This window comes from Brevundimonas sp. FG8 (assembly GCF_057808845.1).
Window position 1 is genome coordinate 390,006 of record NZ_JBMDIU010000002.1, and the last position, 14,415, is coordinate 404,420.

At 63.4% G+C, this 14,415-nt stretch carries 11 protein-coding genes; 10 read left to right on the forward strand and 1 reads right to left on the reverse strand.

Translation table 11 applies throughout. The annotated features are described in order from the left end of the window. Positions 1-50: 50 nt before the first annotated feature. From ACODRV_RS05515 to ACODRV_RS05535, 5 genes are all read left to right on the forward strand, one after another. On the forward strand, positions 51-560 hold the full coding sequence (locus ACODRV_RS05515; protein WP_488907689.1) for a hypothetical protein: 510 nt from the start codon (positions 51-53) through the stop codon (positions 558-560). Next, on the forward strand, positions 497-1,306 hold the full coding sequence (locus ACODRV_RS05520) for a beta-barrel domain-containing protein (RefSeq protein WP_488907690.1): 810 nt from the start codon (positions 497-499) through the stop codon (positions 1,304-1,306). Before ACODRV_RS05515 ends, ACODRV_RS05520 begins: the two co-directional genes overlap by 64 nt. Beyond that, entirely contained in the window at positions 1,287-1,811 is a 525-nt protein-coding gene (locus ACODRV_RS05525; protein ID WP_488907691.1) for a hypothetical protein, read from the forward strand. Before ACODRV_RS05520 ends, ACODRV_RS05525 begins: the two co-directional genes overlap by 20 nt. A gap of 1,212 nt (positions 1,812-3,023) precedes the next feature. Continuing rightward, on the forward strand, positions 3,024-4,700 hold the full coding sequence (locus tag ACODRV_RS05530; RefSeq protein ID WP_488907692.1) for a recombinase family protein: 1,677 nt from the start codon (positions 3,024-3,026) through the stop codon (positions 4,698-4,700). Between the two features lie 51 nt (positions 4,701-4,751). Then, positions 4,752-6,074 carry a tyrosine-type recombinase/integrase gene (locus ACODRV_RS05535; RefSeq protein WP_312405443.1) on the forward strand — a complete coding sequence of 441 codons (1,323 nt, stop codon included), beginning with the start codon at positions 4,752-4,754 and terminating at the stop codon, positions 6,072-6,074. 130 nt (positions 6,075-6,204) lie between these two features. On the opposite strand, the gene ACODRV_RS05540 is transcribed toward ACODRV_RS05535, so the two are convergent. Further along, positions 6,205-6,801 carry a hypothetical protein gene (locus tag ACODRV_RS05540; protein WP_333895713.1) on the reverse strand — a complete coding sequence of 199 codons (597 nt, stop codon included), beginning with the start codon at positions 6,799-6,801 and terminating at the stop codon, positions 6,205-6,207. On the opposite strand from ACODRV_RS05540, the gene ACODRV_RS05545 reads away from it, so the two are divergent. The 5 genes from ACODRV_RS05545 to ACODRV_RS05565 are packed head-to-tail and all read left to right on the forward strand — an operon-like array spanning position 6,788 to position 14,415. Then, positions 6,788-8,059 (forward strand): TolC family protein, encoded by a 1,272-nt coding sequence (locus ACODRV_RS05545; RefSeq protein ID WP_488907693.1) that lies wholly within the window; start codon positions 6,788-6,790, stop codon positions 8,057-8,059. The two genes, ACODRV_RS05540 and ACODRV_RS05545, sit on opposite strands and share 14 nt — an antisense overlap. Beyond that, positions 8,056-9,312 carry an efflux RND transporter periplasmic adaptor subunit gene (locus ACODRV_RS05550; protein WP_333895715.1) on the forward strand — a complete coding sequence of 419 codons (1,257 nt, stop codon included), beginning with the start codon at positions 8,056-8,058 and terminating at the stop codon, positions 9,310-9,312. The genes ACODRV_RS05545 and ACODRV_RS05550 overlap by 4 nt, the downstream gene beginning before the upstream one ends. A gap of 14 nt (positions 9,313-9,326) precedes the next feature. Beyond that, positions 9,327-12,515 (forward strand): efflux RND transporter permease subunit, encoded by a 3,189-nt coding sequence (locus ACODRV_RS05555; RefSeq protein WP_488907694.1) that lies wholly within the window; start codon positions 9,327-9,329, stop codon positions 12,513-12,515. Beyond that, complete coding sequence (locus ACODRV_RS05560; RefSeq protein ID WP_333895717.1) at positions 12,515-13,687, forward strand: acyltransferase family protein; 1,173 nt, start codon at positions 12,515-12,517, stop codon at positions 13,685-13,687. The genes ACODRV_RS05555 and ACODRV_RS05560 overlap by 1 nt, the downstream gene beginning before the upstream one ends. Then, positions 13,684-14,415, forward strand: coding sequence for a HupE/UreJ family protein (locus ACODRV_RS05565; RefSeq protein ID WP_312405432.1), 732 nt, complete (start codon positions 13,684-13,686; stop codon positions 14,413-14,415). Before ACODRV_RS05560 ends, ACODRV_RS05565 begins: the two co-directional genes overlap by 4 nt.

The window sequence follows — 14,415 nt, forward strand, 5'->3', positions numbered from 1 at the left end:
CGCGGAGTTGGTAAATTGCATCCACGGATGGGTGACTGGTTGGGGGTGTCTTGAACGCGGATTCTTTGAAGCTCGGGACCACTGGCAATCCGGTTGCCAAGGCTTGGCATACTGTCCTTACCCATATCTGGCTGGCTGTCGCACTGAGCGGCGTATCCAACCTGCTGCTGCTCACACCGACACTCTACCTGATGGGGATCTATCAACGGGTCGTCCCTGCGGCGAGTGTGGAAACCCTGATCGGGCTGACGGTCGCTGCTGTGGCAGCCGTGGTGGCTGTTTCGATTCTTGATGGGCTACGCGTGCGCGTCCTTGCGAAAGCCAGCACGCGGCTTAACCGCAACGCCTCGGACGAGTTGATCCTCGCCTCTCTCAGCCCTGCCCTTCCAACGGTTGTTCGACAGGACAGCCTGCCATCATCTTTGCGTCGTCCCTACTCCTTGGGAGAACGCTTGCCCCCTTCGATCAGATTTCCGGCAGCCTTCTGTCTGTCCACGTGCGCGATGGCCAGCAGGTCACGGCGGGACAGAAGCTCGTCACGCTCGATCCAAATCATTTGATGTTCAATGAACAGGCTGCGGGCGAGACCACGGTCCGGCTTCTGGTCATCAGGGAGCGCCTACGCGCCCAGAAGAACCGGCTTACAGCGCAGCGAGCCGCCAGCGCTCAGTTCGTGTCGCAACGGACCGACTTCCAATCCCAGCTTGCCGAGGCGCGCGCACAACGTGGTGGGATATTGGCCGAGCATTCCCGTCTGGCATCGGCCGAACTTCAGGATGTCGAGTTGCAGCTTGGCCGATCAGCGCCGGAGCTAGGATCCGCAAGTCTGGCGCGAGCGGACAGCGAACTCGTAGCGCCCGTGCCCGGTTGGGTGATCGAGCTGAACGTCGTCGGACCAGGTCAGGTTATCGCACCGGGCGACAAAGTGATGTCGATTGTCCCCGTCCGCGAGACGCTTGTCATTGAGGCGTCATTCACCCCCAAACATGCCAGCGAGCTGCGCATTGGTCAGCGCGCCGATGTCAGACTTGGCGCGAGCGGCTTGCACAGGGGATTGGTTGTGTCTGGAACCATCGAGGCGATTTCGCCAGACGTGGTCACAACGCCCGCTGGCGAAGGGATCATTCTCGCGACGATCGTTCTGCCTGACACTGCTTGGAAGGAGGCGGCCGCCTCCCGCCATTTTGGAATGCTGAGAGCGGGAACTCCGGTCGAGGTCCTCGCGATCGTGCGCCGTAGGTCCCTTGTGGAATATCTGCTGGAACCTCTGACCGCAGGAGCTTGGCGTGCGTTCAGAGAAGCTTGATACCGGCTTGGTGGTCGGACCGTTTCTGATGCGCCCCGTTCGCCCGTCCGACATCGACGAAGTGGTCGGGGATCTTCGAAAGTCTGACCTGCTCGATATCGTCGCTTTGACCCCGGCGCCGCCTCATGTGGCGTTGATCAGAAGTCTTCAGTACTCTTTGCAGATCGTGGCGATTGAAAAGGACGGGCGGTGTTTAGCCCTCGCGGGCCGCCAACCTGCCGATCCCCTTGGTGCGGGGATATGGCTGATTGGTACTGAGGGGTTTGGGGAAGCGCTCATGCTCGGCGGTCTGAGGCACACCCGAAAGGGATTCGACCACCTGCGTGGGACAGAGGCTCGCCTTTATAACTACGTGCCGCAGCTAAATGTGACCGACTTGAAATGGCTCAACTGGCTCGGCTTCAAGCCCGTCGAAGCCATTAGGAATTTCAGGTGTCGCGGCTACACCTGTATCCGGATGCAGTGGGATCAGGACGGACCCGCGCAATCTGACGCAGCACCGTAGGCGATCGCACGGTCATCTGCCGCCAGGGCGGATCGTACCGCTCGTGAGTCGTTTTGCGGTGCGCCGTCGCGCCAGCGAACGCCAAATCGTTGCAAAGTGTCGCTGCGCGGAACCCACCAGCGGCGAAGCGTTCGCCACCCCTTCAAGGTCGTGTTTCGTCCCGGCACAGGGACATCGACCGCCTCTTGCGTCAGACCGATCATTTCGGCGCTACAGGTTAGCAGGCCTATGTCCGCTCCACGGCGGGCGTACAAGGCCCGAAGCCTCATTGCCCCCCGGGCGATCGCAGGGGGAACTGGCTCTCCGAGACCTTGATAGTTGGCTTCGATAGCGACCGCCGAGTGATGGAAGCCGATTACGGTTCCTCGCCTGATGTTCAGGTTCGCCGACGCGACCAGAAGGGAGTTAGCACAGGCTGATGCGCAGACCTTGTCCAGTTCGACTCTTGTGCCAGACAGTCGTCGCAGCCTCCAACGAAGGGCATGCCTGAAGCCGTTGCTGAACGGCGTGTTCGCGTGCTCGAACATGCCGAGGATCACTTCAAACGGCATCGTCAGCAGTGGACGACGAACCAGTACCGCGAGCTGTTGAAACGCGATGGGCCGGAGCTTTCGTTCCGGCCACCAGGTTCGAGTGAGGATCGTTCGGCGAGGCTTATGCGAGCGGCGTCGCGCCTCGTGTCACACAGACATGAAGGGAGGCTCGACAGAATACGAAACGCCTTTTACGACAGGGCTAGCGGAAGACCGCTAGACGAACGGTATAGATGACGGAAAATATCTAGTTGAATTTGCTCAGTTATTATGTATAATTAAAGTATACATCCTCCAAGTGGTGTTTGGTCGAGGGTGTATCTCTCGCTTTGGGGTTAAGTCCCCGAGGCAGGGTTTGGGGGAGCCTAGAGAGTCACTTTGCAAGTGCTCTGCGAGCACCACACAAGGTGAGTTTCAATGGGGATCGGCGAGATTTCAGCCGCAGACCTCGCGAGATATCGCGAGCTCATAGATTGCTGCGGCATCAACGGCGATGAGCGTGATCAGGTGATCCTCATTGTCGTGAACGTCATGAAGTCATTTGTAGACATTGCTTTCCAAAATACTTTATCAACTGAGTCTAGCTGTGCTAGCATCGAATCTAATCGGACATTAAAACAAGATTTTGCTTTGGTCGCAGGGCCAAAAGCTGAATCATCGAACGCCAAGGACGTTCAGAATGGCCAGAAAGCCCCTGACAAAGGCCGTCATCTACTGCCGCGTTAGCTCCACAAAACAAACGACGCGTGGTGATGGATTGTCGTCGCAACAGACGCGATGCCGGGAGTTCGCGAAGTTTCGTGGCTACGAAGTCATGAGGGTTTTCAGCGATGACATGTCCGGAAGCGTCATTGGGCGTCCGGGCATGAACGACATGCTCAAGTTCATTCGCGCCAATCGCAAGAACTCGCTGGTCGTCATCATCGACGATATCAGCCGGCTTGCTCGGGGGCTGGAAGCACACCTGAAGCTGCGTGCTGAAATCGGCCGTGCTGGCGCGGTGCTAGAATCGCCTTCGATCGAGTTCGGTGAGGATTCAGACAGTCAGCTGGTCGAGCATCTTCTCGCGAGCGTTTCAGAACATCAAAAGCGGAAGAATGGCGAGCAGACGCTCAACCGGATGCGCGCCCGACTATCGAACGGGTTCTGGGTGTTCGCTCCGCCCATCGGATACCAGTATGACCGCGCTCCGGCTGGCGGGAAAATGCTGGTTAGACAAGAACCACTCGCGAGCATCCTGAAGGAGGGCCTTGAGGGTTATGCGAGCGACCGGATCAACTCTCCGTCGGAGTTCGCCCGCTTCTTGCAATCCCACGCTGAGTTCCCGCGCGGCCGGCACGGGTCCGTTCTCATTGAACGGGCGACCATTATCCTGAAGCAGGTCCTGTACACCGGATATGTAGCGGCACCGAGTTGGGGTATCGGGCTGCGCAAAGGACAGCATGAGGCTCTGATCAGCCTCGACATGCACACCCGGATTCAGGAGAAGCTTGAAGGCAAGGTGCGAGCACCCTACCGGGTTGATGTAAACTCCGACTTCCCGCTGCGGGGGCATGTCCTCTGCGACGATTGCGGGCATGCGTTGACGGCCTGTTGGAGTTGTGGCCGAGACCGCCTTCACCCCTACTATCTCTGCCGTCAGCGGGGGTGTGTGAGCCGCAACAAGTCGATCAAGAGGAAACGGATCGACGCCGATTTCGAAGCCACACTGAAATCGTTGGTGCCCACCCGAGAGCTGTTCACACTCGCCTCGGTCGCCTTTGAGGATTCGTGGAACGGTCAGCTAGCGAAAGGCAACACACGCCGGACCGAGCTCAAGAGAGAGATGGTCGAGATCGATAAGAAGATCGCGCTCATGCTGGATCGGATCGTAGACGCTGAGAGCCGCACTGTGATGTCGGCGTTCGAGAAACGTGTCGATGAATTGGAGGGGCGCAAGTTGCTTCTGGAAGAAAACATCTCGAAATGTGGCACACCTGTCCGCAGCTATGATGAGACTTTTCGAACCGCGATGGGGTTCCTCGCAAACCCTTGGAATCTCTACGCTTCAGAGCGCCTAGAGGACAAGAGAGCTGCTCTCAAACTGACTTTTCCGAACCAATTGCGCTACCACCGCGAAAGAGGCTTTCGAACCCCTGAAACCTCGTTGCCTTTCAAGGTGTTAGGCGGCGAATTCACGGGGATTGAAGAGATGGCGCACCCGAGAGGATTCGAACCTCTGACCCCTGCCTTCGGAGAGCCCTTTTTGGCCGTTTCTCATCGTTCCGAAAAGTTCCAAGTTACTGAATTTGAACTACATCGTGTTTGGGTTTGTTTCGCGCGGTTTCGCCTAGTTCTGCCATATTTGCCCCACTAGCGCCCCACTAGACGTTCATGGTGGGGGTCAGTCAAATGCAGGAAACGGGCAATGGCCGAGACATCGATCACCACCGACCGCCAGATTGCAGCGCTAAAGCCAAAGCCCCGACTTTACGAGATCGGGATAACCGGTAGCCGTGGACTCTGCCTCAGAGTCTTTCCAACGGGCACGAAGAATTTCGAGTTCCGATACACCGCCGACAATGGCGCCCGACGCCGGCATCCGCTGGGCGCTTACCCCGACATCGGCCTCGCTATAGCCCGCGCCAAAGCTGCGGCTCTTCGCGTCAGCGTCATCGAAGGAGATGATCCCTCAGCGCGACGTGCGAGTGAGCGGGAACAGGCCCGTACCGGCGAGACACTTGCCGAGCTGGCGGACGCCTATTGGCGTGCCGCCGCCAAGGGACTTCATGGCGGTCGTCGTCGCCCGAAGAGCGAGGTGACGATCAAGAAAGAGAAAACCTACTGGAAGAACCACATCGAGCCGCAACTCGGCTCCCGCCGGTTCGCCGAGATCAAGCGGGCGGACATTCGGGTGTTCATGAGGGAGTTGGCGCTCGAAAGCGGCCTTCGACCCGACAGCGTGGCCACGATCGGATCGACCCTTCAGTCAATCCTAGGCTTTGCCGTCCACGAGGAGAGGCTCGAGGCCAACCCCGCGATCGGATTGGCTCAGCCTCTTGCCCTCATCTCACGGGAGAGGATGTTCAACGACGACGCGCTGGCGGTTCTCTGGCGCGCGACCGGAAACGCCACTGCGGTCCGGGGGCGGGATGGGCCGGACAAGAATGCCCGTCTTGAGCCAGAAATCGCGCTCGCGCTTCGGCTTCTCGTCCTCACCCTGACACGCCGGTCCGAGACCGCAGGCGCGCGCTGGGACGAGTTCGACCTCAAGGCCGGCATCTGGACCATTCCTTCCGCAAGGACCAAGGCGCGGCACCTCCACGTCGTACCGCTATCCAAGGCCGCCCTCGAAGTCCTGAACACCGCGAAGGCGCTGCACCCTAAGTCCCATTTCGTCTTCCCATCGACGCGGGCGACTGGAACTCATATCGACGTCCACGGCCTGACCCGAGCGGTCTCTCGGATCTGTACGCGACACAAACTCGCGGCTGGATCCCCGCACGATATTCGACGCTCAGGAGCGACGACCCTGGTCGGAAGGTACGGCGTCAGCCGTCTCGTGGTCGGCTTCCTGTTGGGTCATACCGCGAGGGAGGGTGCTGCAGTGACGAGCGTCTACGATCGACACAGCTACATCCCGGAAAAGTTGGCCGCTCTGGAACTGTGGGCCAAGCATCTCGACGAACTTACCGTTGCTCCGCAGGCCGTCGAGGAGGCCTCGCCGAACCCCCAGCCCGCTCCGGCGTGAGCGACATAGAAGCCGCGCTATCGCTTGAAAGGGGCTCCCGAGGTTACAGGGCAGTTCCCCTCCTAAGGCTGTACGCGCCCGAACCTTCCCTCCCTCTACAATATTTTGCCTGCGGCAATTCTCCAGTTGATCAAAGGTCAGCGCGACGCATACTGACGACGGTTTGGGGGATTTCGTGCTCGCACTCCTGCGTCAGTTCGGCATTGGTCTGGTTGTGCTCCTGATGGTCACGACCCAAGCCTTTGCCGCGCGTGATACGCAGCATCGCATCGAGCACGCTGCCCAGTACCCGGGCGTCCCGTATGCCGACGCCGCCCAGCTCCCCCACGACCATGAGCCATCCGCAGCCGATGATCATCACGATCACGACTCCGATCATGGTTCGGCGGTTGCGACGGATTTGCTCGATCAGCCCGACACCGACAGTCAGCCAGCGCTGCCGCATCACCACCATGCCGGCGTCGACCTTCAGGTCGCGGTGATCGATCCCGATCGCGCCATGCCGCTGCACGCCGCATCCACCGCCCCACTTCTCCCAGGCCGAGCAACCCGCCTGCCTGGAACGCGGCCCGACGGCCCTCTCGACCCTCCCAAACAGCACGCTTGATCGCCTGAAAAGCTGATCCTGCACGGCCGAACGGCCGTGCGCGTCCTGTTGGAGACAATCCTTGATGATCCCGAAGTCCGGCTCAGCCGGATGGCGGGTGCGCGCCGTGGCCGTGTCCACGCTCGCACTCGCAATCGGCGCCGCCTTGGCGCCAACCTCACTGCGCGCTCAGAGCGCGTCGCCCGACAACCCCGCCGCCGCGTCACGTCTGAGCCTGCGCGAAGCGCTCATCAGAGCGGTGGAAGCGGATCCGTCACTACCCGCGACCCGGGCCCGCACGCTCGTCGCGAGCGCTGCGGTGCGACAGGCCGACGTGCGGCCCAACCCGACCCTGGGGTTGATGGTCGAAAATCTACCGACGCTTGGTGGCGGCGATATTCTCGGCCGTACCGAGACGACACTCAGTTACGAGCAGCGTCTCGAGCGCGGCGGCGACCGATCTGCCCGAACGGCGCTCGCCCGGTCCGAGGGCGACCTCATGCTCGCCGAAGCTCAGGTGCGTCAGCTGGACCGTCTCGAGCAGGTGCAGCGCGTTTGGTCCGAGGCTTTGGCAGCCGAGGCGCTTCTGGAGATCGCTCGCGATAGACTGGCGCTTGCCGAAGCGTTCCAGGTCGAGGTGCAGCGCCGGGTCGATGCAGCCAGAGACCCGCTTTTTGCTGGGGCCCGCGCCGAAGCCGAGCTCGCCCAGGCACAGATCGACTTCGACCAAGCGGAGGTCGCCACTCGCGTCGCCCGAGCGACCCTGGCTCGGTTCTGGGACGGCCCTTCGAACTTTGTCTTCGGACCTGAAGTGTTTGCGGACACCTCGTCAGCGCGGATTGCCGCTGGCGAAGTCGCAGGCGCTGACCTCGCCGTCTTCGACCTCCGTCGGGCCCAAGCCCAGGCGCAAGTGCGCGTCGAGGAGGCGCGGGCGGTTCCTGATCCGACTGTGAGCGTTGGCGTCCGGCATATCTGGGACAACGAATTGTCGCTCGTGTTCGGCGGCTCCATCCCATTGCAGCGATACGACCGCAACCAGGGGGCCATTGATCGCGCGAGGGCGGAAGGCGTTGTTGCAGAAGCGGACCGCAACGCATTCCGGATCGAGCGCGAGCGCGAAATCCTCCGCCTACAGGTCCAACTCGCCGCCAAGGCCAGCGAGGCTCGACGGATCGTGGAGGAAACGCTCCCCCAGTCTGAGCGGGCCGTAGACCTTGTGCGCGATGGCTTCCGGCGGGGCGGCTTCACCTACAACGACGTCATGACGGCGCAGACCGCGCTGCTTCAGGCAAGGGCCCGGCGCGTCGCCGTGCTGCAGGCCTTCCACAATGACCGCGCCCGCCTTGATCGGCTGACCGGCGCGCACGCCGACCTGCTCGGTATGGAGATCACCCAATGAGCCGCAGACATACATTCCGCCTCGCCTCCGGCGCGGCGCTGGGCGCGCTTGCCCTGGCGCTGGCCGCCTGCGGCGAGCCTGCGCCTGAAAAGGCGAAAGGGGCGGAAGCCGCCACCGCCGACTACGAACGCGGGCCACACAATGGCCGCCTGTTGAGGGACGGCGACTTCTCGCTGGAGATCACGATCTATGAGGAGGGCCCCGAGCCCTTGTTCCGGCTCTATCCCTACCTCAAGGACAGGCCGCTTGACCCCCGTCAGGTCCAGGCGTCAATCGCCCTGACCCGACTCGGTCCGGCGGTTGATCGGTTCGCTTTCACGCCGGAGGCGGATTACCTCGCCAGCCCCGGTATCGTCACAGAGCCCCACTCCTTCGATGTCGCCGTGACCGCGACGCGATCGGGCCAACGATCGAACTGGACCTATCAATCCTATGAAGGCCGCACGATCATAACGGCGGAGGCGGCTCGCGCCGGAGGCGTCACGGTTCAGCGCGCCGGTCCTGCGGTTCTCGGCGAGAGCCTTCCGTTGACCGGCCGGGTTGAGATCAAGCCAGAAGGGCAGGCTGAGGTTCACGCCCGGTATCCCGGTCGCGTGGTCTCCATGACCGTCGAGTTGGGCACACGGGTCCGTCGGGGCCAGGTTGTGGCGCGTGTGGAGTCGAGCGAGAGCCTCCAGACCTATGCCGTGACCGCGCCGATCTCGGGCGTCATCACAGCCAAGAACGTGAACCCAGGCCAGATCACCGGCAACGGCGAACCCATGCTGGAAATCGGCGACCCGACCCAGCTCCATGCCGAGTTCTTCCTCTATCCTCGAGACGCCGAACGCGTGCGTGTCGGTCAGCGAGTCGAGGTGCGCAGCCTGACCGGCGAAAGCCGCGTGAATGCGACCGTCGAGGCCATCCTCCCGTCAGCGGACGTCCTCAGCCAGACATTGGTTGCGCACGTCCATCTCCCGGCAGGATCCGGCAACTGGCGGCCCGGTCTCGGGGTCGAGGGGTCTGTGCAGGTCGGCTCCGGCGAAGTCCCCCTTGCGGTCCAGACCAAGGCTTTGCAGCCGTTCCGTGATTTCACGGTCGTCTACGCCAGGGTCGGCAACACCTACGAGGTCCGGATGCTCGATCTCGGCCGTCGCACCGACGAATGGACCGAGGTCCTGGGCGGTCTGGAGCCCGGCACGGAGTACGTCGTCGACGGCGCCTTCCTCATTCGCGCGGACATCGACAAGTCCGGCGCGAGCCATGACCACTGAGGGAGCGCGCCGCTATGCTTGAACGCATCATCGCGCTGTCGATCCGGTTCCGCTGGGTCGTCATGGCGCTTGTCCTGTTCGCCGCCGCCGTCGGCGTCTGGAGCTTCCAGAAGCTCCCCATCGACGCGACGCCCGACATCACCAATGTCCAGATCCAGATCAACACGGAGGCTCCGGGCTATTCGCCTCTAGAAGCCGAACAGCGCATCACCTTCCCGGTCGAGACCGCCATCGCAGGGGTGCCGGGCCTCAGCTACACCCGATCGGTCTCGCGCTACGGCCTGAGCCAGGTGACGGTGGTGTTCGAGGACGGCACCGACATCTACCGGGCGCGGCAGCTGGTCAACGAGCGTCTGCAAAGCGCGCTCGGCCAGCTTCCGCCGGGCCTGTCGCCCGAACTCGGCCCCATCGCCACGGGGCTGGGCGAGATCTTCATGTACACGATCGAGGCCGAGCCGAGCGCCCGCAAGCCGGACGGCACGGCCTATACGCCCGAAGACCTACGAACCCTGCAGGACTGGGTCATCCGCCCGCAGATGAGGAACACGCCCGGTGTCACCGAGGTCAACACCATCGGCGGCTTCGTGCGCGAGTACCACGTCACCCCCGACCCGGTGCGGCTCGCCGCTTTCGGCGTCACCATGGCCGACGTGGTCCAGGCCCTGGAGCGCAACAACGCCAACGTCGGCGCCGGCTATGTCGAGCGCTATGGCGAACAGTGGCTGATCCGTGTGCCGGGGCAGGCCTCCACGGCCGAGGATCTTCTGAACGTGGTCATTGCCACGCGCGGCGGCGTCCCGATCCGCGTGGCCGAGGTCGCCGACGTCGGCTTGGGCGAAGAGCTCCGGACCGGAGCGGCGACCGAAAACGGCAAGGAAACCGTGCTCGCCACCGTCCTGATGCTGGCCGGCGAAAACAGCCGTGTCGTCGCCCAGTCGGCAGCGGTCCGACTGGAAGAGGCGTCTAAAGCCCTTCCGCCCGGCGTCGTCGCCTCCCCCGTCTACGACCGCACCGACCTGGTCGAGCGGGCCATCAAGACCGTGGAGAAGAACCTCGTCGAGGGCGCGCTCCTGGTCATCGTCGTCCTCTTCCTGCTGCTCGGCAACATCCGCGCGGCCCTGATCACGGCGGCGGTGATCCCGATCACCATGCTCATGACGATCACGGGCATGGTGCAGGCGGGGGTGTCCGGCAATCTGATGTCTCTGGGCGCCCTGGACTTCGGCCTGATCGTCGACGGGGCCGTCATCATCGTCGAGAACTGCCTGCGTCGCTTCGCCGAGGCGCAGCATCATAAGGGCGGCCTTCTAACTCGGGAGGAGCGGTTCTCCCTCGCAGCCTCGGCATCCAGTGAGGTCATCCGGCCGTCGCTGTTCGGCGTCCTGATCATCACCCTCGTCTATGTGCCGATCTTCGCGCTGGACGGTGTGGAAGGAAAAACCTTCCACCCGATGGCCATCACCGTGGTCATCGCCCTGACCGGCGCTCTGATCCTGTCCCTGACCTTCGTGCCGGCGGCGGTCGCCATGTTCGTCACCGGCAAGGTCCAGGAGAAGGACAGCTTCGTCATGCGCTGGGCGCGGCTGGGCTACCAGCCCGCGCTCGACTTCGCCCTGAAGTTCCGCGTCGCGATGATCGGCGCTGCCGTCGCCCTGGTGGCGCTCGCCGCTTTCGGAGCCTCGCGGATGGGGTCGGAGTTCGTGCCGAACCTAGACGAGGGCGACATCGCCATGCACGCCCTGCGTATTCCGGGCACCAGCCTGACCCAGGCCATCGAGATGCAGACCGCGCTCGAAGCCCGTCTCGCCCAGTTCCCGGAAGTGGAGCGCGTCGTGGCCAAGATCGGCACAGCCGAGGTCGCGACCGACCCCGTGCCGCCGTCGGTCGCCGACACCTTCATCCTTCTGAAGGATCGCGACGAATGGCCCGATCCCCGAAAGCCCAAGCTCCAGCTCGTCCGCGAAATGGAAGAGGCGGTCGAGGAAATTCCGGGCTCGAAGTACGAGTTCACCCAGCCGATTCAGATGCGTTTCAACGAACTGCTTTCGGGCGTCCGCGCCGACGTGGCCATCAAGGTCCATGGCGACGATCTGGATCAGCTGGTCGCGCTCGGCTCCCAGATCGAGGAGATCGTCGGCGGCATTCGCGGCGCGGCCGATCCGCAGTCGGAGCAGGTCACCGGCCTGCCTATGCTGCAAATCACGCCGAACCGGGCCGCGATTGCACGGCTGGGCTTGAGCGTCGAAGACGTCCAGTCAGTCATCGCCACCTCCATGGGCGGCATGACGGCGGGCCAGATCTTCGAAGGAGACCGGCGCTTCGACATCGTCGTGCGACTGCCCGAGGCGCAGCGGACCAACACCGACGCCATCGGCCGCATCCAGGTGCCGCTCCCGGCGGCGGAGGGTCAGTCGCGTGGCTTCGTGCCGCTCAGCGAAATCGCCACGATCGCGCTGGAGACCGGTCCGAACCAGATCAGCCGCGAGGACGGAAAGCGACGCATCGTCGTGACCGCCAATGTCCGCGACCGCGACCTGGGTTCCTTCATCGAAGAGGCCCAGGAGCGTATCGAAAACGAAGTCGATCTGCCGGCCGGCTACTGGGTGACCTATGGCGGCACCTTCGAGCAGCTGATCTCCGCCGCCAAACGGCTTCAGGTCGTGGTACCGGCGGTGTTGCTGCTGATCTTCGGGCTTCTGTTCGCCCTGTTCCGCTCCTGGCGGGACAGCGCCATCGTCTTCTCCGGCGTCCCTCTGGCGCTGACCGGGGGCGTGGCGGCGCTGATGCTGCGCGACCTCCCCCTGTCGATCTCGGCCGGCGTGGGCTTCATTGCCCTGTCGGGCGTGGCCGTGCTGAACGGGGTCGTCATGGTCAGCTTCATCCGAGGCCTGATCGAGGAAGGCAAGCCGGTCGCCGAGGCCATCCGTGAAGGGGCGCTGACCCGTTTGCGGCCCGTCCTGATGACCGCCCTCGTCGCCAGCCTCGGCTTCGTACCGATGGCGGTGAATGTCGGCGCAGGCGCGGAGGTTCAACGCCCTCTGGCCACGGTCGTCATCGGCGGCATCGTCTCCTCGACGGTGCTGACGTTGATGGTCCTGCCTGCGCTCTACAGCCTGATCCACGGACGCGAGCGTCCGCAGGACTGGCCGAAGCGCCCGGCGTGGCTGGATCATCTGCCGTTCCGCAAGTCGCGGCGCGTCTGATGATGGCCGCTCTTCCTCCGAAGAGCGGCGGCGCCGACGCGGTTTCCAACGCGTCGGCGCAGGCCTTTCCGGATCGGCTGCCGGCCCTGACCAGCATCCGGTTCTGGCTCGCCCTCGGCGTCGTGCTCTTCCACTATCAGCTGAACATCGTCCCCGAGGGAGGGGTCGGCCTCGCGCTCATCGAGCGCGCCCGGCTGGCGGTCGACTTCTTCTTCATCCTGTCCGGCTTCGTCCTGGCGCATGTGTATGGCTGTCAGATCCGCGACGGGACCTACAGCCATCGCCGGTTCCTGATCACGCGACTGGCGCGCATCTATCCCGCCCATATCGCAATGCTCGTCTTCATGACGGTCATCGTGGGGGCGGCGCTGATGCTGGGCCAGCCGTTCGACGCCGAGAGCTATATCCCTTCGGGCCTGCTCTCGGCGGCGGCCCTGACCCACGCCTGGTTCCCGGTCACGGTCCCGAACGAATGGAACGGCCCGTCGTGGTCGCTGTCGGCGGAATGGGCCGCCTATCTGGCCTTTCCGGTCTTCGCCTTCGTCGGGCTCAGGCGCGGTCGCGACCCGCGTTTGATCATCGCCCTGGCCATCGGCCTGTTCGTCGCCAGCGACGCCTTCTACCGGTGGCGGTACGACGAGATCCTGACCCATGCCGAGCTCATTCTCGGCGTGCTGAGGATCATCCCGGAGTTTCTCTACGGCATTGGCCTTTATCAGCTCGGCGTCCGGCTGCGGCCCGGTCCCTGGACCGCGCGGGCGGCGGCTGTCCTCTCGACCAGCCTCCTGATCCTCCTCATGGCGTTCAGCGCCGACGAGCGGATCACGGTCGGCGTCTCGGGTCTGGTCATCCTCAGCCTGGGCCTTCTGGCCCGGTCGGGGTCTGACCGCCCCTTGGCCCACCCCTGGGCGCTGGAAGCAGGCGAAGCCTCCTACGCGCTCTACCTCGTCCACCTGCCGCTTCTCATCATCTGGAAGAACGGGGTCGGCATGCTGTCCGGGGTCGATAGCACCTATCGCATGGCGTTCTGGGAAGCCGGAACGCTGCTCGCGATCACCCTGGCGGCGGCCTTCGCCCTGCACGCCTTTTGGGAACGGCCCGCCCGTCGATGGGCGCGGCGTCGCTTCCTCGACACCCCCCTCAACTCCCCTGCCTTGAAAGGACAATCATGACATCCGTGTCCCGCCACGACCCCTGGTCATGGCTCCGATCGCCTTGGACGGCCCTCGTCCTGGTCATCGGCTTCATGCTTCTGGACGGCGCGCTCAGCCCCGCCCTGGCCCACGGCGTCGCCGAGGGCGACAAGGGCTATATCCAGGAGACGTCCGGCTTTCTGTTCTGGCCGTTCGTCTATCTGGGGGCCAAGCACATGGTCACCGGCTACGACCATTTGCTGTTCCTGTTCGGGGTGATCTTCTTCCTCTACCGGATGAAGGACATCTCGATCTATGTGACGCTGTTCGCCATCGGCCACTCGTCCACCCTGCTGCTGGGCGTCCTGACCGACATCAGCGTCTCCAGCTACATCGTGGACGCCATCATCGGCCTGTCGGTCGTCTACAAGGCGCTCGACAACATGGGCGCCTTCCAGCGCTGGTTCGGCTTCCAGCCGTCCACCAAGGCCGCGACCCTGATCTTCGGACTGTTCCACGGCTTCGGCCTGGCGACCAAGCTGCAGGACTTCCAGATGTCGCCGGACGGCCTGATCGGCAACCTGATCGCCTTCAACATCGGCGTCGAAGCGGGCCAGCTTCTGGCGCTGGGCGGCATCCTGATCCTGATGGGCTTTTGGCGCCGCTCGAACAGCTTCTGGGACCACGCCTTCCTGACCAACGCCGTGGTGATGTGCCTCGGCTTCATTCTGACGGGCTACCAGCTCGTCGGCTTCTTCGTCATGTGA

What these genes read in the sequence shown, in the direction of transcription:
- ACODRV_RS05550 (WP_333895715.1), top strand. Translation starts at nt 8,056, where the DNA reads ATGAGCCGCAGACATACATTCCGCCTCGCCTCCGGCGCGGCGCTGGGC.
- ACODRV_RS05555 (WP_488907694.1), top strand. Translation starts at nt 9,327, where the DNA reads ATGCTTGAACGCATCATCGCGCTGTCGATCCGGTTCCGCTGGGTCGTC.
- ACODRV_RS05560 (WP_333895717.1), top strand. Translation starts at nt 12,515, where the DNA reads ATGATGGCCGCTCTTCCTCCGAAGAGCGGCGGCGCCGACGCGGTTTCC.
- ACODRV_RS05565 (WP_312405432.1), top strand. Translation starts at nt 13,684, where the DNA reads ATGACATCCGTGTCCCGCCACGACCCCTGGTCATGGCTCCGATCGCCT.
- ACODRV_RS05530 (WP_488907692.1), top strand. Translation starts at nt 3,024, where the DNA reads ATGGCCAGAAAGCCCCTGACAAAGGCCGTCATCTACTGCCGCGTTAGC.
- ACODRV_RS05535 (WP_312405443.1), top strand. Translation starts at nt 4,752, where the DNA reads ATGGCCGAGACATCGATCACCACCGACCGCCAGATTGCAGCGCTAAAG.